This window comes from Candidatus Allofournierella excrementigallinarum (genome assembly GCF_944388085.1).
GTDB lineage: Bacteria > Bacillota > Clostridia > Oscillospirales > Ruminococcaceae > Allofournierella_A > Allofournierella_A excrementigallinarum.
This window is the reverse complement of record NZ_CALXHK010000020.1, coordinates 15672-38873: the sequence shown is the minus strand read 5'-3', so window position 1 is coordinate 38873 and position 23202 is coordinate 15672. Positions and strand designations below refer to the sequence as shown.

Below are 23202 nucleotides of genomic sequence, written 5' to 3'. Positions count from 1 at the left end.
CTCTGGGCCGCGCCATGGTCCGTAACCCGGCCGTCTTCCTGCTGGACGAGCCTCTGTCCAACCTGGACGCCAAGCTCCGCACCAGCATGCGCACCGAGATCATCAAGCTGCACCAGAAGCTGGCCACCACCTTCATCTACGTCACCCATGACCAGACCGAGGCCATGACCATGGGCGACCGCATCGTGGTCATGAAGGACGGCATCATCCAGCAGGTCGACACCCCCCAGCACCTGTACGATCTGCCCTGCAACATGTTCGTTGCCGGCTTCATCGGCAGCCCCCAGATGAACTTCCTGGACGCCACTCTGAACAAGGACGGCAACACCTACTGGATCGACCTGAGCGGCGACAGGATCGTTCTGCCCGCCGAAAAGACCGCCGACGGCAAGCTGGACGCCTATGTGGGCAAGACCGTGAAGGCCGGCGTGCGCCCCGAAGACATCAAGGACGACGAGGAGTTCGTGGCCAAGCACAGCGACTGCAAGCTCACCGCCACCGTGGAAGTCAGCGAGCTGATGGGCAGCGAGATCTACCTCTACCTGGACTACAAGGGCAACAAGCTCACCGCCCGCGTGGCCCCCACCTCCAAGGCGAAGAACGGCAGCGAAGTGGTCGTTTCCTTCGATCCCCACAAGGTGCACCTGTTCGACCCCGAGACCGAGGTCACCATCCTGAACTGAGCAGACCCAGAACAGCAAAGCGCCGGGCAAACGCCCGGCGCTTTTTTTGCGGCTGCCTGTAAGGGAAAACCACCAAACTTCAGGGGCAGGCCGCGTTACTCTTTTTTCCTTGTCAGAAAGGCCCCTGCAGCTGCGCCAAGAAGCGCGAGCGGAGCCACCCTGACGAACAGCCACTCGAACGAGTGGAACGTCACCCCGAGAACGGCGGTTTCAGGGGCGCTGTAGTCCCACTCCAGATAGGGACTCTGGAGCAGGAACAAACCCGCGAAAATGGAGGCGATGACGGCGCACAAGAAAACGAAGGACCCGTGAAGGGCTTTTCTCCGGCTTTCCTCCCTCTGGGCAAGCTGCAGGTTAATTACCTCCAGCTTGGCGCATATCGCCTTCAGTTCATCGGTTTGCGGTTCGGTAACGGTCTCTCCGAGCAGCGCGCTCACGGGGGTCCCGAGCAACTCCGACAGGCGGAGCAGCAGGTCAGAGTCGGGAACAGACAATCCTTGCTCCCACTTGGATACGGTCTGACGCACCACATTCAACTGAACGGCAAGCTCCTGCTGTGAAAGCCCTTTTGCCTTCCTGACAGCTTTGATGTTTTCGCTGAGCATTGAACACGACCTCCTTGCAACGGTGTTACTGTTATTGTAGGCCGAACAGCCCGTTGCCACAAGCAACGCTTTGCAACATATCCGCAGGCCGATGTTTTTGAGGGGCAGACCGGCAAAAATGCGGCGGCAGGCCGCGAGGCCTGCCGCTATATTTCGTATAATTCTTTGGAAATACTACAATTAGTACAGCTTCTCCCGCTTCTGGTAGTGGGTGTGCAGCAGCTCATGGGCTTTTTTGCCGCCGGGCTGGCCCAAAAACTCCACATACACCTTCTTCACCAGCAGGTTTTCGTGGCTCTTGCGCACGGCGCTGCGCTCGTCCTGGTCATAGAGGGCCTTGGCGCGCAGGGCCTTGATGTCGGTGAAGTTGCGCACGGGGGCGGGCTGGATGGGCTGGCCGCCGCCGTTGACGCAGCCGCCGGGGCAGGCCATGACCTCGATGAAGTCATACTGCTTTTCGCCCTTGCGCACCATGTCCAGCACCTTGCCGGCGTTGGCGGTTCCGCTGACCACGCACACCCGCAGGGTCAGGTCCTCCACCTGATAGGTGGCCTCCTTGACGCCCTGGGTGCCGCGCACGGCCTCGAACTCCACCGGCTCCACTTCCTTGCCGGTGAGGGTCTCCACGGCGGTGCGAAGCGCCGCCTCCATCACGCCGCCGGTGGCGCCGAAGATGTGCCCCGCGCCGGAGGCCTCGCCCATGGCGGGGTCGAAGTCCTCGTCGGGCAGGTCGTTGAAGCGCAGGCCGCTGCGGTGGATCATCCTCGCCAGCTCGCGGGTGGTGATGGACACGTCCACGTCGGGGATGCCCTCGCCGGCGGCGCACTCGTCCGGGCGGCTGATCTCCATCTTCTTGGCGGTGCAGGGCATCACGCTGACGCAGTAGATGTCCCGGGGGTCAAGGCCCATCTTCTGGGCGTAGTAGGTCTTGCTCAGCGCGCCGAACATCTGCTGGGGGCTTTTGCAGCTGGAAAGGTTGGGGATGAAATCCGGGTGGAAGGTCTCGCAGTAGCGCACCCAGCCGGGGCTGCAGCTGGTGATGAGGGGCAGCGGGCCGCCTTCTTTCATCCGGTGCAAAAACTCGGTGGCCTCCTCCATGATGGTCATGTCGGCGGCAAAGTCGGTGTCGAACACGCCGTCAAAGCCCAGCCGGCGCAGCGCGGCCACCATCTTGCCCTGCACGTTGGTGCCGATGGGCAGGCCGAATTCCTCGCCCAACGCCGCCCGCACGCTGGGGGCGGTCTGCACGATGACGTGGCGGGTGGGGTCGCCCAAGGCGGCCCAGACCTTGTCGGTGTCGTCCCGCTCCACCAGCGCGCCGGTGGGGCAGACGTTGATGCACTGGCCGCAGCCGATGCAGGTGGAGTCTGCCAGCTTGCCCTCGAAGGCGCAGGCGATGTGGGTGTTGAAGCCGCGCTCCACCACGTTGATGACGCCCACGCCCTGGTTCTCGGCGCAGGTGGAGATGCAGCGGCGGCAGATGATGCACTTGGAGTTGTCTTTCAAAAGATGGGGGGCGCTGTAGTCGTCCTGCCGCTCGGGCAGCACGCCCTCGAAGGAGTTGGACTTATCCACGCCGTACTGCTTGCAAAGCCGCAGCAGCTCGCAGTCGCCGCTGCGCACGCAGCTCATGCAGTCCTGGTTGTGGGTGGAGAGGATGAGCTCCAGGTTGGTCTTGCGGGCGGCCTGCACCTTGGGGGTGCCCGTGAACACCTCCATGCCCTCGCTCACCGGGTAGACGCAGGCGGGCAGCAGGTTCTTGGCCCCCTTCACCTCCACCACGCAGACACGGCAGGCGCCGTTCACGCGCTGAATTTCCTTTAAGTAGCACAGGGTGGGGATGGTGATGCCGATCTCGTGGGCGGCCTCCAGGATGGTGGCCCCCGCCGGCGCTTTGCAGGGCACGTTGTTGATTTTCAGATTGACCATTTCCATTGTTCGCGTCCTCCTTTAACCCTTGCTGATGGCGCCGAAGCGGCAGGTCTCCATGCAGGCCCCGCACTTGACACACTTGAGGGTGTCGATGTTATGGGGGTTGCGCACGCTGCCGTTGATGGCGCCCGCGGGGCAGGCCCGGGCGCAGAGGGTGCAGCCGCGGCACTTCGTCTCGTCGATCTTGTAGGTCAGCAGGGCTTTGCACACCCCGGCGGGGCAGCGCTTGTCCTGGATGTGGGCCAGGTATTCGTCCCGGAAATATTGCAGGGTGGAGAGCACCGGGTTCGGGGCGGTCTGGCCCAGGCCGCACAGGCTGTTCTCCTTGATGAACTGGGCCAGCTCCTCGATGCGCTCAAGGTCCCGCATGGTGCCGTTGCCGCTGGTGATCTTCTCCAGCAGCTCCAAAAGGCGCTTGGTGCCCACGCGGCAGGGGGTGCACTTGCCGCAGCTTTCGTCCACGGTGAACTCCAGGAAGAACTTGGCGATGTCCACCATGCAGGTGTCCTCGTCCATGACGATGAGGCCGCCGGAGCCCATCATGCTGCCGATCTCCATCAGGTTGTCGTAGTCGATGGGGGTGTCGATGAGGCTGGCGGGGATGCATCCGCCGGAAGGCCCGCCGGTCTGGGCGGCCTTGAACTTTTTGCCGCCGGGGATGCCGCCGCCGATCTCTTCCACGATCTCCCGCAGGGTGGTGCCCATGGGCACTTCCACAAGGCCCGTGTGCTTGATCTTGCCGCCCAGGGCGAACACCTTGGTGCCGGGGCTCTTCTCGGTGCCCATGCTGCGGAACCAGTCGGCCCCTTTCAGGATGATCTGGGGGATGTTGGCGTAGGTCTCCACGTTGTTCAGGATGGTGGGCCGGCCGAACAGGCCCTTCTTGGCGGGGAAGGGCGGGCGGGGCCGCGGCTCGCCGCGCATGCCCTCGATGCTGGTCATCAGCGCGGTCTCCTCGCCGCAGACGAAGGCGCCCGCGCCCAGCTTGATGTCGATGTCAAAGGAGAAGCCGGTGCCGAAGATATCCTTGCCCAGAAGGCCGTACTCCCGGGCCTGCCGGATGGCGGTGGACAGCCGGTCCACCGCGATGGGATACTCGGCGCGCACATACACATAGCCCTGGTCCGCGCCGATGGCATAGCCGGCGATGGCCATGGCCTCGATGACGCTGTGGGGGTCGCCCTCCAGCACGCTGCGGTCCATAAAGGCGCCCGGGTCGCCCTCGTCGGCGTTGCAGCAGACGTATTTTTCCACCTTGCCCCGGTCGGCGCAGGCCAGCTGCCACTTGCGCCCGGTGGGGAAGCCGCCGCCGCCCCGGCCCCGCAGGCCGGAATCCAGCACCACCTGGATGACCTCGTCGGGGGTCATCTCGGTGAGGGCCTTGCCCAGCGCGGCGTAGCCGTCGAAGGCGATGTACTCATCAATGTTCTCGGGGTTGATGACGCCGCAGTTGCGCAGGGCGATGCGCTTCTGCTTTTTGTAGAAGGAGGTTTCGTCCAGGCTTTTGATGGTGTTGTCTTCCGCCACCGTCTCGTTGTAGAGCAGGCGGAGCACCGGGCGGCCCTTGAGCAGGTGCTCGTTCACGATCTCCGCCACATCCTCGGGCTTGACCATGCTGTAGAAGGTGCCCTCGGGGTAGATGACCACGATGGGGCCCAAAGCGCACAGGCCGAAGCAGCCGGTGCGGATGACCTTGACCTCGTTTTCCAGGCCGGCGGTGACGATCTGGGCCTCAAAGGCGGCGGCCACCTTGTCGCTGCCGGACGAGGTGCAGCCGGTGCCGCCGCAGATCATGACATGACTTCTGTACATTGGCTCTGCCTCCTTACTCTTCCGTGCCGGACTGGCCGATGGTGTATTCGGTGACCACATGCCCGCCCGCCAGATGTTCCGCCACCACGCGGGCGGCCTTTTCGGGGGTCATGTGGACGTAGGTCACCTTCTCCTGCCCGGGCACAAAGACCTCCACCACCGGCTCGTACTTGCAGATGCCGATGCAGCCGGTCTGAGTGACCATGATGCCGGAAAGCCCCCGGCGGGCCACTTCCTCGGTGAAAGCGTTCAGAACGGGCCGCGCGCCCATGGCGATGCCGCAGGTGGCCATGCCCACCTGCACGCGGATGGGGTTTTCACCCGGCTCGCGGGTATTCACGGTCTGGCGCATCCGGTCCCGGATGGCCGCCAGTTCCTGCAAACTCTTCATAAAGCGTTACTCCTTTTTTAAAATCTCACGGATGTGTTCGGCCAGATACTCCCGCAGCCACAGGGCCACTTCGGGTTCGGCCAGGCTCACCCCGCCCAGGATGTCCCGCATCTCGCGGGTGTCGGCGCAAAAAGCGCCGCCCGGGCCGGTGAGGGTGAACACAAAATCAATGTGGGGGCTGCACTGGATGAGGCCCGCCACGCTGGCGGCCACGTCCCCCAAAGGCGGCATGTCGATGTGGTCGGTGCAGAAAAGCGCCGTCACCGTGGTGCCCCTGCCCTCTTCACTTTCCAGCGTCAGCCGCCCGCCGGTGAGCTCGGCCGCCATCTTCAGAAAAGGCAGCCCCAGCCCCACCTTGCGGCTGGTGCGGCTGGTGCAGAAGGGGTCGGTGACCCGTTTCGCCAGCTCCGGGTCCATGCCCTTGCCGTCGTCGGCGATGGCAAGGCGCAGGCGGCGGGCTTCTTCGTCCACCGAAAGCTCGATGCGCACCAGCTTCGCGCCGGCGGCCACCGAGTTTTCGGCCACGTCCAACAGGTTCATCGAAAGTTCCTGCACCGCGCGCCCTCCTTTGGCCTTGTCAGTCGGGGTATTTCGCCAGGATGCCGTCCAGATCGTCCACCGTCAGGCGGCCGTAAACGTCGTCGTTCACCATCAGCACCGGGGCCAGGCCGCAGGCGCCCACGCAGCGGCAGGCGTCCAGGCTGAACTTGCCGTCCGCCGTGCACTCGCCGCCGGCGATGCCCAGCTTCTCCTGCAGCTTTTCATACAGCTTTCCGCTGCCCTTCACGTAGCAGGCGGTGCCAAGGCACACGCTGATGCGGTATTTGCCCTTGGGCGTCAGGCTGAACTGGGAATAGAAGGTGGCCACGCCGTAGATCTCGGCCAGGGGCTTGCCCAGCGCTTCGGCCACCATGCGCTGCACCTCGATGGGCAGGTAGCCGTAGATCTCCTGGGCCTTCTGCAGGGCGGGCATCACCACGCCCGGCGTGTCCTTGTTCTCGTCGAGCCAGGCTTTCAACTGCCCTTCCTGCTCGGGTGTGCCGGAAAACGGCACGGTGGAAAAGTGCCTCATAGTATCCCTCCTGAAGGTCGTTCACGGGGGCAGCGGTCCCTGCCCATATATGTCCATTATACCAGAAGGCTGTTACAAATTAAACAAATAAACATCGGAAGGCCGTATAAAATTGAAGCGGCAGTTGATAAAAAACTGTTAAAAATGTCACGGTTCGACCCTTGCCACGGGGTGGGGCATCTTTTATAATAATAAGAAAGGGGCGGCCGGCCGGGCCGCCCGAGGGGAAAAGAGGGGAGGGTCTGGAATGACCATCAAAGAGGTGAGAGACATTCTGAACGCGCGGCTGCACACGCCCGATGCGGACCTGGACGTTCAGGTGCACGCGGCCTGCGGCAGCGACATGATGAGCGACGTGCTGGCCTATGTGAAGGACCAGGCGGTGCTGCTCACCGGGCTGAACAACCCCCAGGTGGTGCGCACCGCCGAGATGATGGACATGGTGTGCATCGTGTTCGTGCGGGGCAAGCAGCCCCAGGAGCAGATCGTGGAAATGGCGGCGGCGCGGGGTATGGCGGTGCTTTCCACCGACCTGCCCATGTTCGCGGCCTGCGGCAGGCTCTATGAAAAGGGCCTGCGGGGAGGAGAGATGGCATGAGCGAACCCATCCGGCTGGAATACACCGTGCCCGGCGACGACTTCGCCCGGGCGGGGGAGGCCAGCGCCGATTTAAAGGCCACCCTGAAGAAGCTGGGCGTGCCCGCGGCGGCGGTGCGGCGCATCTCCATCGCCCTGTATGAAGGGGAGATAAACCTTGCCATCCACGCGGGGGGCGGACGCATCGACGTGGCCATCGACGACGATGATGTGGAGATGGTCCTCTCGGACCGGGGGCCCGGCATCCCGGACGTGGAGCAGGCCATGCAGGAGGGATTTTCCACTGCCAGCGCCGAGGTGCGCAGCCTGGGCTTTGGGGCGGGCATGGGCCTGCCCAACATGAAGCGCTACACCGATGAATTCGATATCCAGTCCACCGTGGGGGTGGGCACCACCATCACCATGCGGGTGAACATCGACTGAACGGACGGCCCGGCGCGGGCTGTTTTTGGAGGAGATCATGGACCAATTCGTGCATTCGGTCACGCTGGAAACGCGTCTGTGCAACGGCTGCACCAACTGCATCAAGCGCTGCCCCACCCAGGCCATCCGGGTGCGGGGCGGCAAAGCGGTGATCGAGGCGGAGCGCTGCATCGACTGCGGCGAGTGCATCCGGCTGTGCCCCCACCGTGCCAAGCGGGCGGTGAGCGACCCGCTGGCCCTGCTGGGGCATTTTGAGTACCGGGTGGCCATTGTGCCGCCCAGCCTCTATGTGCAGTACAACCATCAGAAAAACCAGGACCTTGTTCTGGACGCATTGTGCCGGGCAGGGTTTGACGATGTGTTCGAGGAGGCCGCTGCCGCCGAACTCATTAGCGACGCCACCAGCCGCATCATGGCCACCGGCGGCGCGGCGCGTCCGGTCATCAGCTCCGCCTGCCCGGCGGTGACCCGGCTCATCCGGGTGCGGTTCCCCGAGCTGATCGACCACATGCTGCCCCTGGTGCCGCCCATGGAGCTGGCGGCCCGCATGGCAAAGCGGCAGGCAGCCCAAAAGACCGGCCTGCCCCCGGAGAAGATCGGCTGCATCGCCATCGTGCCCTGCCCGGCCAAGGTGACCATGCGCCGGGCCCCGGTGGGCAGCAGCCGCAGCGCCCTGGACGGGGCGGTGTCGGTGACGGAAATTTACCCCAGCCGGCTGGCCCTGCTGGATGGCAGCCACACTCCGCCCCACCGGGCGGCGGCGGGGGCAGCGGGCCTTGCCTGGGCGGCCAGCGGCGGCGAGGCGCTCTGCCTTTCCGGGGTGGAGAACCACCTGGTGGCCGACGGCATGGAGAGCATCATCCGGGTGCTGGAGGACCTGGAGGACGAAAAATATGACCAAATCGATTTTGTGGAGCTGCGGGCCTGCCCCGGCGGGTGTCTGGGCGGTTCGCTGCAGCTGGAAAACCCCTACATCGCCCGCACTAAGCTCAAGCGGATGCAGCGCACGGTGGCGGGCACGGTGAAGCGCCTTTCCGGCAGCATCCCCACCGAGATGCTGTGGGACACCGACCTCACCTACGCCCCGGTGCTGGAACTGGGAGCCACCCGGGGCGAGCGGTTCGAGCGCTATAACCGGATGCAGACCATCCTCAAGACCCTGCCGGGGCTGGACTGCGGCGCCTGCGGCGCGCCCAGCTGCGAGGCGCTGGCGGAGGACGTGGTGCGGGGCGCCGGCCAGGTGGCCGACTGCGTGCTGCTGCGCTGCCGCCAGCTGGAAGCCCGGCTGAAGGCGGGGGAGAGAAAAGGAGGGGCGGGCAAATGAACACGAAGGACCTGCCCAACCTGTGCGGCTTTGAGCCGCTGGTGCCCGGCGAGGGGCGGGAAATTGAGGGCATCTTCACCGGCGACCTGCTCAGCTGGGCCATGGGCCGGGCGAAGGAAGGGGACGCCTGGTTCACCGTGATGGGCAACGTGAACGCGGTGGCGGTGGCCTCCCTGGCGGACTGTGCCTGCATCGTGCTCTGCCACGGCGCGCAGCTGGACGAGGTGGCCCGCCAGCGGGCACAGGAGAACGGGGTGCAGGTGCTGGCCACCGGCCTGCCGGAATTTGAGGCGAGCCTCGCCCTGGCAAAAGCCATGGGGCTTTGAACGGGAAAGGGGGGAACAGGCCATGCGGTACGACCTGCATCTGCACACCTGCCTTTCCCCCTGTGCCGACCGGGACATGACCCCCGCCGCCGTGGCGGGGCTGGCAAAGCTGGCAGGGGCCCAGCTGATCGCCATCACAGACCACAACAGCGCCCTCAACCTGCCCGCCGCCGAAAAGGCCTGCCGGGAGTACGGCCTGCGCCTTCTGCCGGGCCTCGAGGTCACCACCGCCGAGGAGGTGCACCTGCTTTGCTACTTCAAAACGGTGGAGGCGGCGCTGGAATACGGCCGCGCTCTCTACGCCGCGCTGCCGGCGCTGCCCTGCGACCCGGCGATCTGGGGCGAGCAGTGGGTGATGGACGAGGAGGACCGGGTGCAGGGCAAGGTGGACAAGCTGCTCACCGCCGCCTGCGGCTGGCCGCTGGAGGAAGCGGCGGCCCGCTGCCGGGCCCTGGGGGGCGAGCCGGTGCCCGCCCACGCCGACGCCGAGAGTTATTCCGTTTTTGCCATGCTGGGCATGCTGCCGCCGGAAGCGGGCTTTGCCGCGGTGGAACTGCGCAGGCCGGACCTGGCCGCCGAGTACGAGCGGAGGGGCCTGCTGCCGCCGGGGCTGGAGGTGCTTGCCTCCTCCGACGCCCACTTCCTTTCGGCGGTGGGGGCGCGGCTGGGAACCCTTGCGCCCGGCAGCGTGCTGCGCCGCCTGCTGTGAAAAACAAAGAAGCGTCCCCCGCGGGCCAAAGCCCATGGGGGACGCTTTGCATATGTATCTTTTTCACAGCAGGGGGACGCCCGCCTGTTCACAGGCGGCGCGGGTGGCGGCGTCCCAGATGCTCACCTGCACCTCGCCCACATGCACCTTTTCCAGCAGCAGCATGCACAGCCGGCTCTGGCCGATGCCGCCGCCGATGGTCAGGGGCAGCTGGCCCGCCAGCAGCATCTTGTGGAAGGCGAGGTTCCGCCGCCCGTCGCAGCCTGCAAGGGTCAGCTGCCGGTCCAGGGCCGCCGGGTCCACCCGGATGCCCATGCTGCTGATCTCCACCGCGCACTGCAGCGGCTCGTGCCAGAACAAAAGGTCGCCGTTGAGGCTCCAGTCGTCGTAGTCCGGCGCGCGGCCGTCGTGGGGCCTGCCGCTTTTCAGTTTGCCGCCGATCTGCTCGATGAAGATGGTGCGGTGCTCTTTTGCAAAGGCGTTTTCCCGCTCTTTGGGGGCAAGGTCCGGCCAGCGGTCCTCCAGTTCCTGGCTGGTGACGAAGGCCACCTCCCGCTGCAGGCTGCCGGTGAGCTGGGGAAACTGCCACTTCAGCTCGTCCAAAGTGGAGCTGATGGCGCAGACGATGTTCTGCACGGTGGCGTGCAGATATTCCCGGTTGCGCTGGTCCGCGCCGATGACCTTTTCCCAGTCCCACTGGTCCACATACACCGAGTGGAGGTTATCCAGCTCCTCGTCCCGGCGGATGGCGTTCATGTCGGTCAAAAGGCCGTTGCCGGGCCGGAAGCCGTACTGGTGCAGGGCCAGCCGCTTCCACTTGGCCAGGCTGTGCACCACCTGGGCGCTGACGCCGGCGGCGGGGATGTCGAAACTCACCGGGCGCTCCACGCCGTTCAAATCGTCGTTCAGGCCCAGGGCCGGGTCCACGAACAGGGGAGCGGTGACCCGCTTGAGGTGCAGCGCCGCGCACAGCTTGACCTCAAAGGCCTGCTTGATCATGCCAATGGCCTTCTGGGTGTCGTAAAGGCCCAGGCAGGGCACATAGCCCCGGGGGATGGGATACTCGCTCACCAAAAACACCTCGCTTAGTCCTGCCCGTCCTCCTTGGGCATCAGCCGGATGAGCAGCGAGAGGATGCGTTTGTCCTCCACCTGCTCCACAGTGACGTGCAGGTTCTCATAATCAAAACTCTCGCCGGGGGCGGGGATGTGCTCCAGGCACTCCAGCGCCCAGCCCGCGGTGCTGGAAAAATCGCTGTCGAAGTTGCGGGTGGAAACGCCCAGCTCCTCGAACACGTCGTAGACGTTGGCTTCGCCCGCCACCCGGAACAGGTGCTCTTCCAGCTGCTGCACCGGAAGCTCTTCCACCTCGTCGGTCTCGTCGAAGATCTCGCCCACCAGTTCTTCCAGCACGTCCTCCAGCGTCACCAGGCCCAGCGTCCCGCCGTAGTCGTCGGTGACGATGGCCATGTGCTGCTTTTGGCGGCGGAACTCCGCCAGCAGGTCGTTGATGCGCTTGGTGCGGTAGACGAAGGGCAGCTCGCGGCACATGGCCCGCACGTCGATGGCCTTGCTGCGGGCCAGGCACTCGAACAGGTCGCGGGTGTGCAGCATGCCGATGATGTGGTCGATGTCCCCCTCATACACCGGGATGCGGGTGAAGGAGTTGTCCAGCACGGTGTTCACGATCTCGTCCACAGGGTCGTTCACGTCCACCGCCACCATGTCCACCCGGGGCACCAGGATCTCCTGCACGGTGATGTCGTCGAATTCGATGACAGACTGGATGATCTCGGTCTCCTGGCTGTCCAGCACGCCCTCCTCCTCCACCGTGTCGATGATGGTCTTCAGCTCATCCTCGGTCACGCTGGGCTGCAGTTCCAGCCCGGCGGAGCGCCGGCCGGTGAGCAGCTGCTTGAGCTTGACGAAGAACCACACCACCGGCGAAAACAGCGTGCGAAGAAACGCAATGACCCCCGCCACCTGCAAGGCAAAGGCTTCGGGGCTGTCCTTGGCAAAGCTCTTGGGCAGGATCTCGCCGAAGATCAGCACCAGCAGCGTCATGCCGAAGGTGGCGATGGCCGGGCCGCTGGTGGGGCCCCACAGGGCGGTGGCCGCCACGGTGGCCAGCGAGGCGCTGGCCATGTTCACGATGTTGTTGCCGATGAGGATGGTGGAGATGGTCTTGTCGAAATCCTCCGCCACCTTCAGGGCTGTTTTCGCCCGCTTGTTGCCGTCCTCCGCCTTGCTGCGCATGCGGATCTTGTTGAAGGAGGAGATGGCCGTCTCACTGGCGGAGAAAAATGCCGAGCAGGCGACCAGAAGGACCATTGCGATGTAAATACTGGGGCCAGGGGTATCCAAAAATCATCAAACCTTTCAAAACATTGGATTTGAGGTCAAAACGCCTCACAATATATATAGCAGAAATCCCGCCTGTTTGCAACAAAAAACACCGAGGGGAACGGTCCAAAGCCGCCGCCGGGCGGGAAATGTGAAAAACAAATGGAGTTTTGTTGCAATCCAGTAGAGCATAAAAGTGAGATCACGGCAAATGCAACAAAATAATCTGCTGGTAAAAAGCGGGTTTCGTTCACGTGGTAGAAATCAAAACCAAAAATGTACAAATGGATTTTTTGTGTGCTATAATAACCCCAGCCGAAGGCGCCGCGGGGAAAGGCGGCGCACCGGCGGCCGCAGGCGCCGCAAGGGGCCGGACGGCATTTCGGACGAAAGAGGGACGAATGATGACGAAACCTGTCAAGGTCACCTGCTTCAAGCAGGTACACAACATCGTGACCGCTGCGGCCCAGTGCCGGCAGGAGATCAGCGTGCAGGACCTGAAGGGCGCTGTGGCAGACGCCAAGAGCATTCTGGGCCTCATGAATCTGGACTTCTCTCAGCCTGTGGAGATCTTCGGGGACGACCCCGCCGAGGTGGAGCACGTCTACAACGCCGTGCGTCACTGACCGCGCAAAACGAAACAGCGCCCGGCTGTGCCTTGCCGCACAGCCGGGCGCTGTTTTTTTATTTGGGTTCCGAGGGGGTGTAGCCGCCGTGCTTTTTGGCGGCGGCCGCCTGCAGTTCGGCCAGCTTCTGCTGCTGGCGGGCGTCCTCCTCTTCCAGCCGGCGGGCGCGCTCGGCCTGTTTTTGGCGGGCGGCCTGCTGCAGCTGGCGCAGCTTTTCCTCCTGGGCCTTCTGCTGCTGTTCGGCCCGCTGGGCGGCGGTGAGCCGCTGGCCCCGCGCAGGGACGGGGGAGGCGGCGGGCGCCTCCGGCTGCTCCTGCGGGGCGGGGGCGGCAGGCTGGGGCGCGGGCTCGCCGTCTTTCGGGGCGGCCTTTTTGCGGCGGGCGGGCTTTGCATCGGCCTCGGCCTTTGGCGCTTTGGCCGCGGGCTTTTTGCGGGCCGCGGGCGCGCGTTTTTTCGCCGGGGCGGCTTTTTCGGGGGCCGGGGGTTCCGGTTCGGCCTGGGCCTCGGGGGCCGGGGCGGGGGAAGGCGCCTGTCCCGCTGTTTCAGCCACGCCTGCCGGGGCGGCGGGGGCCGCCTCCTCGGGCGCGGGGGGCGCGGCCTCCGCGAAGGGGGCCTGGGCCTCGCCGCCGGCCTCGTTCAGCGCGGCGGCGTCCACCAGCTTTTCCACAGCGTCCCCAGAGGGTTTTTCGGGCTTTTGGGCCTTCGCCGTTTCCCGCACCTCGCCGGCGAAAGCGCCCCAGATGCTGGCCAGCAGCGCCACGATGCACCAGAAGGTGATGGTGTTGACCCGGGCGTCGAAAAAGGAGTGGTTCAGCAGGATCAGCATCGCCAGAACGGCGCCGGCGGTCACCACCAGAGTCATGAACAGGCTTTTGAACAGGTGCCGCAAGGGTCAGCACCTCCTTTCGGGATGGATGGGAGCAAAGATCACTTGGTGCCGAAGATGCGGTCGCCCGCGTCGCCCAGGCCGGGCACGATGTAGCCGATGTCGTTCAGGCCCTCGTCCAGGGCGCCCACATAGATGTCCACATCGGGGTGCATCTCACGCAGCTTGTTGATGCCTTCGGGCACGGCCACGATGCCCAGGAACTTGATGCTGCGGGCGCCCCGCTTCTTGATCTGGGTGATGGCGTCGCAGGCGCTGCCGCCGGTGGCCAGCATGGGGTCCAGCACGAACACGTCCCGCTCGGCGATGTCGCTGGGCAGCTTGCAGTAGTATTCCACGGGCTCCAGGGTCTCCTCGTTGCGGTACATGCCGATGTGGCCCACCTTGGCGGCGGGCAGCAGGGTCAGCATGCCGTCCACCATGCCCAGGCCCGCGCGCAGGATGGGGACCAGGGCCAGCTTGCGGCCCGCCAGCACGTTGCACCTGGCCACGCCCATGGGGGTCTCCACCTCCACTTCCTTGGTGGGCAGGTCGCGGGTGGCTTCGTAGCAAAGCAGGGTGGCGATCTCGCCTACCAGCTCCTTGAATTCTTTCGTTCCGGTGTTCTTGTCCCGCAGAAGGCTGATCTTGTGCTGGACCAGGGGGTGATCCAAAATCATGGGTGCTTTGCTCATACTGACCGCTCCTTACTTTATGTGATTGGTGTTTGTCTATCGTCAAAACGCGGGGCTGCCCCCGCGTTTTGCCTGCGAAATGCTGTCAGCCCCGCTCTTCCAGGGCGGCGATCTTGTCCACCCGGCGCTGATGGCGGCCGCCTTCAAAGGGGGTGTTCAGGAAAAGGTCGGCAAGATAGATGGCAAGGCCCGCGCCCACCACGCGGCCGCCCATGCACAGGGCGTTGGCGTCGTTGTGGCGGCGGGTGTACTCGGCGCTGAAGGCGTCGGAGCAGCAGCAGGCCCGGATGCCGTGGATCTTGTTGGCGCTGATGGAAATGCCCACGCCGGTGCCGCAGAACAGCAGCGCTTTGCCGCACTCTCCGGCCACGACGGCCCGGCAGGCCGGTTCGGCCATGTCGGGGTAGTCGCAGGAAGCGCCGTCGAAGCTGCCGAAGTCTTTGTAGGCCACGCCGGTCTCGTCCAGATGGGCGCGCACGGCTTCCTTCAATTCAAAGCCGCCGTGGTCGGCGGCGAGGGCGATGGGTTTAGGCATCTGAAAACATCCTCCGTCGGTGGTCGTTTTGATTTACGGGCGCAGGGCCTGGCCCCGCGCGGCGCGCTCCCGCTCGGCCTGGCTCAGCCGCAGATAGCTGGGCGCGAGGGAGGCGGCGGGCACGGCCCCGCCCCGGGCGTCCACCGCCCGGGCGGCAAGGCACACCCCCGCGCCCCGGCAAAGCCCCAGGGCGGGCGGGCAGGGGAGGACCCCCGGCGCCCGGCCGTATTCATTATAGCACAGAGCGGCCCCGTCACCAACAAAAAAGAGCGGCTTTTTGCAATTTTCCACAAATTGCGCCAGCTCCTTCACCGGCGAGGCGGCGTCCGGCGCAAGGCGGGCGCGGCTTTCCAGGTCGAAGGCCGCCCAGTACACTTCGCCCCGGCGGGCGTCCAGCGCCGTCAGGACGGCGCCCTTGCCCGCGGGGCAGCCGAAGGCCAGGGCCTCAAGGGTGGAAACGGCGGCGCAGGGCGCGCCGTGCACCAGCGCCAGCCCCTTCACCGTGGCAAGGCCGATGCGCAGGCCGGTGAAGCTGCCCGGCCCGGCGCACACGCCCCACAGGTCCACGCCGGCGGGGGAAAGGCCGGTGGCTTTGAAAGCCCCGTCCACCAGCTCCATCAGCACTTCGCTGTGGGTGTGGCCTGCACTGAGAAAGGCCTCGTACAAAAGCTCATCGTCCCGCATCACGCCCACGGCGGCGGTGCGGCCGGCGCTGTCCAGCCCAAAGGTGATCACAGCTGCACCCCCTCGATGGTGATGGCCCGCTCGTCGCCGCCGGCGTGGCGGATGTCCACCCGCACGGGATGCTCCAGCGCCAGCAGGCCGGCAAAGTTCTCGCTCCACTCGGCGGCCACCACCGCGCCCTCGTCCAGATAGTCGTAGAGGCCGGCGGTCTCCAGGTCCTCCCGGCTGCTGATGCGGTAGAGGTCAAAGTGGGCCAGGGGCCGGGGCCCCCGGTAGTAGTTCACGATGGCAAAGGTGGGGCTGCTCACCGGGTCGGTGCAGCCCAGGCCCGCCGCCAGCCCCTCGGTGAAGGCGGTCTTGCCCGCCCCCAGGCCGCCGGTGAAGCACACCAGGGTGCCCGGCGTCAGATGCTGAGCCAGCTTTCTGCCCAACTCCACCGTCTCGGCGCGGCTGTGGGTGATGAATTCGGCCATGCCTCCTCCTCCTTTCGGGTCGTTTCGTCAAATTCCGCGGCCTATTATACCCCCGCGGGGGCAAAAGCGCAACCGCCGCGGTTCAGCCCGCGGCCTCGGCCCACTGCCGAAGGGCCTCCAGCCGCCCAGGGAGGTTATCGGCAAAGCGTTCGGCCACCTCCAGCACCACCACGTCCGGCACCTCGGGCTGCCATTCCAGCAGCGTTTCGGGCTGCATCTGATTGCCGTGGAGCACCGTGGCCTCCGCGAAGCCCTGGGCCAGCCAGGGGGCCAGCGCCTCGCCGAAGCTGTCCCGCGCAAGGAGCAGGCTGCCCTCCCCTTCGCCGGCGTAGCGGGCGATCTCGCCTCCCGCCTCCCACAGGGTGCACTCGGCGGGCACGGCGTCCAGCGCCCAGTACACGTCGTCGGTGCAAAAGGCCCAGCTGCCGCACATGTTGGCGAGGTCGGTGAGGGGGGCCTTGTCCGGGTCGGGGGTCATCTCCGGCCAGGCGGCGTCATAGGGCCTGCCCAGCGCTTCCAGCGTCAGCTGCGCCGCCAGCCAGGCCCCCGCCTCGTTCCAGTGGGTGTCATATTTATAATAGACCTGCCGTTCCAGCGCCGCGTCCGCCAGTTCCTCCAGCGGGAAGAGCACCGGCACGCCCGTTTCGGCCAGCGCCTTCGCCAGCGCCCCCACCCGGGTGGGCCGGCTCACCACCGGCACACTGTCGGGCATATAGCGGCTGTAGACCCCCTCCTTCGCGGGGGCGAACAGCAGCACAAGGCGGCTGCCCTTGGCGGCGAGGGCGTCGCTCAGCGCCGCCAGGGAGCCGGCCATGGCCTGCGTCTCCCCGGCGGTGTAGGCGGTGAGACCCTGGTAATCGGAGAGGCTCTTGGAGTCGGACACGTCCTTCAAAAACAGCCACCCCTCCTTGCCCAGCAGCACGTTGGTGGAGTCCAGCGTGCCCACCAGCCGGTCCGCGCCGGACTTGAGGGTCAAAAACTGGTTGCGGAAGGGGGCGTGGTCCCCCAGCCACTCTTCGAAGGCGGCGGGCCAGCCGTCCACCCCGTCCGCCAGGGAGGGGAAGGCGGCCAGGGTGCGGTTTTCGTAGTTGGTGGTGTCGCACACCGTCCGGGCCAGCGGCCACAGGAGGCAGGGCCCCGCCAGCAGGGCGGCGAACCCGCCCGCCAGCAGCCGCCGGGCCCCTTTGCGTTCTCTCACAGCATCCGGCATCTTCCTCGCCTCCTTTTAAAAACGGAAATAGATGAAGGGGTTGTAGGTGCCGCTCACCAGCAGCACCAGGCAGGCGAAGCCCAGCGCCAGCAGGACCGCGGTCTGGGCCCAGCCGGGGCTTTGCCGGTCGTAGAGGGCGGCTTTGAACCGGGGCCACAGCGCCTGGGCAGGGCCGCAGAGCAAAAGCCCCGCCGCCAGCAGCACCAGGGTGCGCCCGTCGATGTAGCGGCTCACCGGCCAGGCGGCAAAACCCGCCGCGGGCGCCACCATGGCCTTCAGCCACAAGAGCCCGGCCTTGAGGCCCGGCGCGCGGAAGATGACCCAGCCGAAGAGCACGCACAAAAGGGTGTAGGCCCGCGCCAGCGGCTTCGGGGCTTTGGCCAGCGGCTTTTTCAGCGACGTGCGCTCCAGCACCTGCAAAAAGGCGTACCAGGCGCCCCAGGCCACGAACTGCCAGCTGGCCCCGTGCCACAGGCCGGTGGCCAGAAACACCACGCAGACGTTGAACAGGGTGCGCAGCTGCCCCTTGCGGTTGCCGCCCAGGGGGATGTAGAGGTATTCCTTGAACCAGCTGGAGAGGGTCATGTGCCAGCGCCGCCAGAATTCGCCGATGCTGGCCGAAAGATAGGGATAATCGAAGTTTTCGGGGAAGGTGAAGCCGAACATGGCCCCGAGGCCGATGGCCATGTCGGAATAACCGGAAAAGTCATAGTAGATCTGCAGCCCGTAATAGAGCGCCCCCAGCCAGGCCACGGCGGTGCCCACCCCGGCGGGGTCCAGGGCGAACACCTCGTCCGCCTTGGCGGCAAAGCAGTTGGCCAGAATGACCTTTTTGGCAAGGCCGTACAAAAAGCGCTTCGTGCCGAAGGCAAAGCCCTGGGCCGTCACGGTGCGGCTGCGCAGCTGGGCCTGGACGTCGGTGTAGCGCACGATGGGCCCCGCCACCAGCTGGGGGAAAAAGCTGATGTAGAGCGCCAGCAGAAACCAGTTTTTCTGGGGCTCGATGCGCCGGCGGTAGAGGTCGATGACATAGCTCATGGCCTGGAAGGTGTAAAAACTGATGCCCAGGGGCAGGGCGATGTCCCGCATGGGCAGCACCTGCCGGCCCAAAAGCCCCGCCAGGGTGTCGGCGGCAAAGCCGTAATATTTATAGTAGCCCAGCAGCGCGAGGTTCGCCGCCACCACCGCCGCCAGCACCAGCGAACGGCCCCGGCCGGAGAAGGGGGCGAGGGCCAGCCCGCCCAGATAGTTCAGGGTGATGGAGGCCAGCATCAAAAGGATGTACACCGGCTCGCCCCAGGCGTAAAAGAAAAGGCTGACCGCCAGCAGCAGGGCGTTTTTGCCCCAGCCGGGCACAAGGCGGTAGGCCACCAGCACCACCGGCAGAAAGATCCACAAAAAAACAAGGCTCGAAAACAGCATCGGCGGCCCATCCTCCCGCATTTTTCGCTTTGGCCGGGCGGGAAAAAGGCCGCCCTGTGCGCGCTGGTGCCATTATAACATATTTGCCCGCCTGCTGCAAAAAGCGGCGCGGGGAAAATGATTGCAACCGCCCGCCCGGTGGGATATAATAAAGCAATGACCAACTTCTGAAAGGGGGTGCGGATGGTGTTCAAGGTCATCCGGCAGTATTTCAAGGCCACCGACCGGGCCTACATCGCCACCTGTGTGTTCTGCTCGGTGCTCAGCGTCATCACCCTGATCAGCCTGGGGCAGGCGGCGGGGGGCTTCGCCCGGGACGCCTTCGATGGCTCCATCACCGGCCTGGGCAGCTATCGCAACGCCTTTGTGCAGGGAGTGGCCAGCCTGCTGGGCCTGGTGTGCGCCATCGTGCTCTCCTGCATCGACTACCGCAGCCTGGCCCGCATCTGGCCGGTGCACGTGGTGGGCACCTGGACGCTGGTGCTGCTCACCCTCACCCATCTGAGCATCGGCCCGCTGACCCTGGGCTGGCACCCCGAAGGCACCGATAACTACAGCTGGATCCGCCTGGGCCCCCTGAGCCTGCAGCCCACCGAGCTTGCCAAGATCAGCTTCATCCTCACCTTCGCCATGCATCTGGACAACGTGCGCGAGCACGTCAACGAGCCGAAAACGCTGGCGAAGCTGCTGGCCCACATCCTGGCCACCGTGGCGGTGGTGCACATCCAGGGCGACGACGGCACCGCCATCGTCTTCGGCACCATCGGCTGCATGATGCTCTTTGCGGCGGGGCTCTCCTGGAAATACATCCTCTCTGCCATCGCCCTGGGGGTCACGGGCCTTTCCCTCATCATCGGCTTTTTCCCCGACGTGCTCAAGGGCTATCAGGTGGACCGCATCATGGCCCTGCTCTACCCCGATCAATACCCGGACATCGCCCGCCAGCAGCAGGGCGGCATGACGGCCATCGGCTCGGGGCAGATCTTCGGGCGGGGCTTTTTCACCGACGACCACTATTCGGTCATCAACGCCCAGGACGACTTCATGTTCAGCTATCTGGCCGAATGCATCGGTTTTGTGGGCTGCGTGATCGTGCTGGGGGCGCTGTTCTTCATCGCCTTGCGCACCCTCACCACCGGCCTGCGCAGCGAGGACCACATCGGCACCTACATCTGCGCCGGCGTGTTCGCGGCCATCGCCTGGCAGATCATCATCAACCTGGGCATGAACCTCTCGCTGCTGCCGGTGATCGGCGTCACGCTGCCTTTCTTTTCGGCGGGCGGCACCAGCGCGCTGATGATGTACCTCTGCGTGGGGCTTGTGATGAGCGTCTACATGCACAACAAGCAAAAACTGTTCAGCGACTGACCCTTTGCCAAAACGCACGAAGCGGCGGGGCGCGGGGGAGCCTTTTCAATGGCTCCCCCGCGCCCCGCCGAATCTTTTTTTTGCGCCTTTCATAGAATTGTGAAATAAAACGGCGCTTCCATTCGTCTTATAAACACAGACGCACGAAAACAAACGGTTTTCACGAGATAAATTTTTTGACCCAAGGAGGGGTGCTGAATGCGGTGGATGTGGATCATTCCGGGCCTTTTGATGGCCCTTGCGGCAGTTGGCCTGATCGGGGTGTGGGGACGCAGGTTCCGCCGCGCCGCCAGGGGGGAAGTGAGCCTGATGGCCACGGTGAAGCGGGTGGCGGCTTCCGGTGCGGACCGGGTGCCTGTGACCTTTGTGGCCCGCGGGCAGGAGATCGCCCTCACGGTGCCCGAGCACCTGGCGCGGCAGCTGTTTCCCGGCCAGCGGGGCGTGCTGACCTACAACGGCTCCGAGTTCATCTACTTCGTGCCCCGGGAGGAACTCTTCACCGACGACGGCACCGACAGCCTTTTGCAGGTGTCCTGAAGATCATCCCAAGGCCAGCCGCCGGCGCCGCCGGCAGCTGGCTTTTTTGCCGCCGGCGGGCGGCTTTTTCTTTTGCGGCGGATATGCTATAATATTACAAATATACGCAAAAACAGAAAGGGGGCGCCGCGGGGTGCAGAACAGGCTGGAAAAGCTCTTCTGGGGCGGGTTTGCCCTTCTCTGGGGCTGGATCGTCCTGAACAGCGTTTTCCGCTGGGAGCACAACGGCCCGGCGGCCTTTGCCGTGGGCGCGGCGCTGGCGGCGGGGGCCTGGGCCCTCTCCAAATGGGCGCTGCCCCGGCTGAACGGCCTTTCGCAAAAGCGCTGGCGCGCTTGTTTTTACACCGCCTTCGCCCTTTACGCCGCCGCCTTTGCGGCGATGGCGTGGCTGCTGGCCGAGGTGCCCATCATGGACCAGGAGGTGGTGCTGCGCACCCTCCCGGACCTGTTGGACGACGGGCGCTTCGGGGTGTGGAGCGGCTACTACATCGTCTGCAACAACAACCTGGGCCTTGCCCTTGTGCTGGGCGGCTGGTACTGGCTGGCGGGCCTTTTCGGCTTTTCGCCGGACCCCTCTCTCATGGGGGTGGCCCCCGGCATCGCGCTGAACGTGCTGGCGCTGCTTTCCTCGGTGGCCCTTGTGTGCCTGCTGGCGCGGCGCGTGCTCAAGACCAACGCCGCCGTGGCGCTGGTCTTTGCGCTCTGCGCGGCCTTCGCCCCCTTCTGGCTCTACAGCCCCTGCTTTTATTCCGACACCCTTTCCATGCCCTTCGGCCTGCTGGCCCTTTTGGCCTTTGAGGCCTGGCAGCGGGAAGAACGCCGGGCCCGCCGCCTTTTGCTGGCCGCGGGGGCGGGGGCGGCGGTGTTCTTCGGTTACGCCGTCAAGGGCAGCGTGGCGGTGCTGGCGGTGGCGCTGGCCATCCAGTTCTTTTTGCGGGCAAAGCCCCGGCGGGCGCTGGCTTCCCTCGCCGCCCTGCTGGCGGCCTTCGGCCTGCTGGCGGGGGGCTACCGCCTTTGGCAGCGCGCCTGGCTCATCGACTGGACCGAAGAGCAGGCCCTGGGCCTGCCCATCCAGCTGTGGTTCTGCTACGGCAGCCATGGCGACGGCAACTATTCCCGGGCCGACTACGAGGCCGCCATGACGGCGGACACCATCGCCGGACGCAAAGCCCTTTTGAACGCGCGCATCGCGGCCAACTACGCTTCCTACTCTGCGCTGGAACTGGCGGAATTCATGACCCGCAAGGCGGCCATCACCTGGGGCGACGGCCTTTACAACGCCGAGGAGTTCCTGGCCACCCCCCAGCGGGCCAACTGGACCCACACCTTCATCCTGGAGGGCCAGCCGGGCTACATGCCGCTGGTCTACTATTGCCAGGCTTACCTCTACATGATGCAGCTGCTGGTGCTGGCATGCGCGGTGCGCGCCGTGCGCCGGCCCGCCGCCGGCCCGGTGCTGCTGGCGGGGGTGGGCGTCACCGGCCTCATCCTGTTTTTGAGCCTGTGGGAGACGAAGGCCCGCTACGCCTTCCACTTCACCCCGCTTTTGCTGCTGCTGGCGGCCGCGGCCCTGATGCCGCCGGCGGCAGAGGAGAACGCGTGAATAAGGAGGAGTCTTTGTGGAACAGCCCCTGGTAAGCGTGATCGTGCCGGTCTACAACGTCGGCAGCCACATCGCCCGCTGCATCGAGAGCATCCGGCGGCAGAGCTATCAGAACCTGGAGATCATCATCGTCAACGACGGCTCCAAGGACGTGAGCCTGCATGTCTGCGAGATGTACGCCCGGGTGGACGGGCGCATCCTGCTCATCGACAAGGCCAACAGCGGCGTGTCCGCCACCCGCAATCTGGGCATGGAGATGGCCAGGGGCAAGTATCTGCAATTTGCGGACAGCGACGACTACCTCGCCCCCGACGCCACCCGCCTGCTGGTGGAGGCCGCCGAGGCGAACCAGACCGACCTGGTCATCGCCCCCTACTACCGGGTGGAGGAGACGAAGCCCCTCTTTGCCAAGGAGGGGGAAAGCTACCAGACCATCCAGCAGTTCGGCTTTCTGGAAAAGGGCTTTTACGACAAGCACGCCTTTGCCAAGGGCCTGATGAAGGAGCCCGCCAGCTTCTACTATGGCGTGATGTGGAACAAGCTCTACCGGCGGGACATGGTGCAGAGCCGGGGCATCCAGTGCAGCGAGGAACTTTGCTGGAGCGAGGACCTGCTGTTCAATCTGGAATACATCCGCTACGCCGCCCGCTTCTACGCCCTGGACGAGCCGGTGTATTACTATGTGAAGAACCCCCAGAGCCTGGTGTCCACCCAGGTGACCCTGCGCAACACCTTCAAGATCTTGTCGGTGAAGGCCAGCCTCTTTGCCTATTACAAGAAACTCTACGAAGAGATGGGCCTCTACGAGGAGAACAAGCTCCAGATCTTCAAGTATCTGGTGGCGGTGGCCGAGGCCTGACCGCCTGCCAGTTCGTGCCGCTTTTTCCGCCATTTGGCGCGCTTCGCGGCTTTACACCGGCCGCCGCTTATGTTAGAATAATCAGCAGGCTTGCAAAAAAATGCCTTTT

Annotated in this window: 26 protein-coding genes; 11 read left to right on the top strand and 15 right to left on the bottom strand. The window is 65.1% G+C overall.

The genetic code is table 11. The annotated features are described in order from the left end of the window. The coding region (locus tag ACH2AT_RS05540; RefSeq protein ID WP_394964206.1) for an ABC transporter ATP-binding protein at positions 1-683 on the top strand (683 nt) is incomplete at its 5' end. Between the two features lie 95 nt (positions 684-778). On the opposite strand, the gene ACH2AT_RS05535 is transcribed toward ACH2AT_RS05540, so the two are convergent. The 6 genes from ACH2AT_RS05535 to ACH2AT_RS05510 form a co-directional block, all read right to left on the bottom strand. After that, a complete protein-coding gene (locus tag ACH2AT_RS05535; protein ID WP_394964205.1) occupies positions 779-1288 on the bottom strand; it encodes a helix-turn-helix domain-containing protein in 510 nt (169 codons plus the stop codon). A 180-nt stretch (positions 1289-1468) separates the two neighbouring features. Beyond that, entirely contained in the window at positions 1469-3223 is a 1755-nt protein-coding gene (locus ACH2AT_RS05530) for an NADH-dependent [FeFe] hydrogenase, group A6 (protein ID WP_394964204.1), read from the bottom strand. Between the two features lie 15 nt (positions 3224-3238). Next, positions 3239-5032, bottom strand: coding sequence for an NADH-ubiquinone oxidoreductase-F iron-sulfur binding region domain-containing protein (locus ACH2AT_RS05525; RefSeq protein ID WP_394964203.1), 1794 nt, complete (start codon positions 5030-5032; stop codon positions 3239-3241). Positions 5033-5045: 13 nt separating this feature from the next. After that, complete coding sequence (locus ACH2AT_RS05520; RefSeq protein ID WP_394964202.1) at positions 5046-5423, bottom strand: (2Fe-2S) ferredoxin domain-containing protein; 378 nt, start codon at positions 5421-5423, stop codon at positions 5046-5048. A gap of 6 nt (positions 5424-5429) precedes the next feature. Next, positions 5430-5978 carry an ATP-binding protein gene (locus ACH2AT_RS05515; protein ID WP_394964201.1) on the bottom strand — a complete coding sequence of 183 codons (549 nt, stop codon included), beginning with the start codon at positions 5976-5978 and terminating at the stop codon, positions 5430-5432. Positions 5979-6000: 22 nt separating this feature from the next. Then, positions 6001-6495 carry an NAD(P)H-dependent oxidoreductase subunit E gene (locus ACH2AT_RS05510; protein ID WP_177521110.1) on the bottom strand — a complete coding sequence of 165 codons (495 nt, stop codon included), beginning with the start codon at positions 6493-6495 and terminating at the stop codon, positions 6001-6003. A gap of 247 nt (positions 6496-6742) precedes the next feature. Between ACH2AT_RS05510 and ACH2AT_RS05505 the strand changes: the two genes are divergently transcribed. The 5 genes from ACH2AT_RS05505 to ACH2AT_RS05485 are packed head-to-tail and all read left to right on the top strand — an operon-like array spanning position 6743 to position 9874. After that, complete coding sequence (locus tag ACH2AT_RS05505) at positions 6743-7093, top strand: DRTGG domain-containing protein (protein WP_394964200.1); 351 nt, start codon at positions 6743-6745, stop codon at positions 7091-7093. Beyond that, positions 7090-7515, top strand: a complete 426-nt coding sequence (locus ACH2AT_RS05500) for an ATP-binding protein (protein ID WP_394964199.1) — start codon at positions 7090-7092, stop codon at positions 7513-7515. The genes ACH2AT_RS05505 and ACH2AT_RS05500 overlap by 4 nt, the downstream gene beginning before the upstream one ends. Before the next feature lie 37 nt (positions 7516-7552). Further along, positions 7553-8839 carry a [Fe-Fe] hydrogenase large subunit C-terminal domain-containing protein gene (locus tag ACH2AT_RS05495; protein WP_394964198.1) on the top strand — a complete coding sequence of 429 codons (1287 nt, stop codon included), beginning with the start codon at positions 7553-7555 and terminating at the stop codon, positions 8837-8839. Continuing rightward, positions 8836-9165: a hypothetical protein gene (locus ACH2AT_RS05490; protein WP_394964197.1), complete on the top strand. Its 330-nt coding sequence runs from the start codon at positions 8836-8838 to the stop codon at positions 9163-9165. Before ACH2AT_RS05495 ends, ACH2AT_RS05490 begins: the two co-directional genes overlap by 4 nt. A gap of 22 nt (positions 9166-9187) precedes the next feature. Next, entirely contained in the window at positions 9188-9874 is a 687-nt protein-coding gene (locus ACH2AT_RS05485; protein WP_394964196.1) for a PHP domain-containing protein, read from the top strand. A gap of 63 nt (positions 9875-9937) precedes the next feature. Here the strand turns inward: ACH2AT_RS05485 and asnA are convergent, their stop codons facing one another. Together asnA and ACH2AT_RS05475 are read right to left on the bottom strand one after the other, a co-directional pair. After that, the gene (gene asnA, locus ACH2AT_RS05480; protein ID WP_394964195.1) at positions 9938-10945 is read right to left on the bottom strand and encodes an aspartate--ammonia ligase; all 1008 of its coding nucleotides are present in this window, start codon (positions 10943-10945) and stop codon (positions 9938-9940) included. Positions 10946-10959: 14 nt separating this feature from the next. After that, positions 10960-12204 (bottom strand): hemolysin family protein, encoded by a 1245-nt coding sequence (locus tag ACH2AT_RS05475; protein WP_394964194.1) that lies wholly within the window; start codon positions 12202-12204, stop codon positions 10960-10962. Between the two features lie 413 nt (positions 12205-12617). Here ACH2AT_RS05475 and ACH2AT_RS05470 point away from each other — a divergent pair, with 413 nt between their 5' ends. Beyond that, positions 12618-12842, top strand: a complete 225-nt coding sequence (locus tag ACH2AT_RS05470; protein WP_394964193.1) for an HPr family phosphocarrier protein — start codon at positions 12618-12620, stop codon at positions 12840-12842. 58 nt (positions 12843-12900) lie between these two features. Here ACH2AT_RS05470 and ACH2AT_RS05465 read toward each other — a convergent pair whose 3' ends face one another. From ACH2AT_RS05465 to ACH2AT_RS05435, 7 genes are all read right to left on the bottom strand, one after another. Then, entirely contained in the window at positions 12901-13731 is an 831-nt protein-coding gene (locus tag ACH2AT_RS05465; protein WP_394964192.1) for a hypothetical protein, read from the bottom strand. A 38-nt stretch (positions 13732-13769) separates the two neighbouring features. Beyond that, entirely contained in the window at positions 13770-14402 is a 633-nt protein-coding gene (gene upp / locus ACH2AT_RS05460; RefSeq protein WP_394964191.1) for a uracil phosphoribosyltransferase, read from the bottom strand. Positions 14403-14487: 85 nt separating this feature from the next. Next, positions 14488-14937, bottom strand: coding sequence for a ribose 5-phosphate isomerase B (gene rpiB / locus ACH2AT_RS05455; RefSeq protein WP_394964190.1), 450 nt, complete (start codon positions 14935-14937; stop codon positions 14488-14490). A gap of 33 nt (positions 14938-14970) precedes the next feature. Then, positions 14971-15672 carry a tRNA (adenosine(37)-N6)-threonylcarbamoyltransferase complex dimerization subunit type 1 TsaB gene (tsaB, locus tag ACH2AT_RS05450; protein WP_394964189.1) on the bottom strand — a complete coding sequence of 234 codons (702 nt, stop codon included), beginning with the start codon at positions 15670-15672 and terminating at the stop codon, positions 14971-14973. After that, a complete protein-coding gene (gene tsaE, locus ACH2AT_RS05445; protein WP_394964188.1) occupies positions 15669-16094 on the bottom strand; it encodes a tRNA (adenosine(37)-N6)-threonylcarbamoyltransferase complex ATPase subunit type 1 TsaE in 426 nt (141 codons plus the stop codon). Before tsaE ends, tsaB begins: the two co-directional genes overlap by 4 nt. Before the next feature lie 82 nt (positions 16095-16176). After that, positions 16177-17304: a hypothetical protein gene (locus ACH2AT_RS05440; RefSeq protein ID WP_394964187.1), complete on the bottom strand. Its 1128-nt coding sequence runs from the start codon at positions 17302-17304 to the stop codon at positions 16177-16179. A gap of 15 nt (positions 17305-17319) precedes the next feature. Further along, on the bottom strand, positions 17320-18726 hold the full coding sequence (locus tag ACH2AT_RS05435) for an MBOAT family O-acyltransferase (RefSeq protein ID WP_394964186.1): 1407 nt from the start codon (positions 18724-18726) through the stop codon (positions 17320-17322). A gap of 186 nt (positions 18727-18912) precedes the next feature. Here ACH2AT_RS05435 and ACH2AT_RS05430 point away from each other — a divergent pair, with 186 nt between their 5' ends. From ACH2AT_RS05430 to ACH2AT_RS05415, 4 genes are all read left to right on the top strand, one after another. Further along, entirely contained in the window at positions 18913-20094 is a 1182-nt protein-coding gene (locus ACH2AT_RS05430) for an FtsW/RodA/SpoVE family cell cycle protein (protein WP_394964185.1), read from the top strand. A gap of 198 nt (positions 20095-20292) precedes the next feature. After that, positions 20293-20631 carry a hypothetical protein gene (locus ACH2AT_RS05425; protein ID WP_394964184.1) on the top strand — a complete coding sequence of 113 codons (339 nt, stop codon included), beginning with the start codon at positions 20293-20295 and terminating at the stop codon, positions 20629-20631. Positions 20632-20764: 133 nt separating this feature from the next. Continuing rightward, a complete protein-coding gene (locus ACH2AT_RS05420; protein ID WP_394964183.1) occupies positions 20765-22234 on the top strand; it encodes a hypothetical protein in 1470 nt (489 codons plus the stop codon). A gap of 16 nt (positions 22235-22250) precedes the next feature. Beyond that, positions 22251-23093, top strand: coding sequence for a glycosyltransferase family 2 protein (locus ACH2AT_RS05415; RefSeq protein WP_394964182.1), 843 nt, complete (start codon positions 22251-22253; stop codon positions 23091-23093). Positions 23094-23202 lie beyond the last annotated feature (109 nt).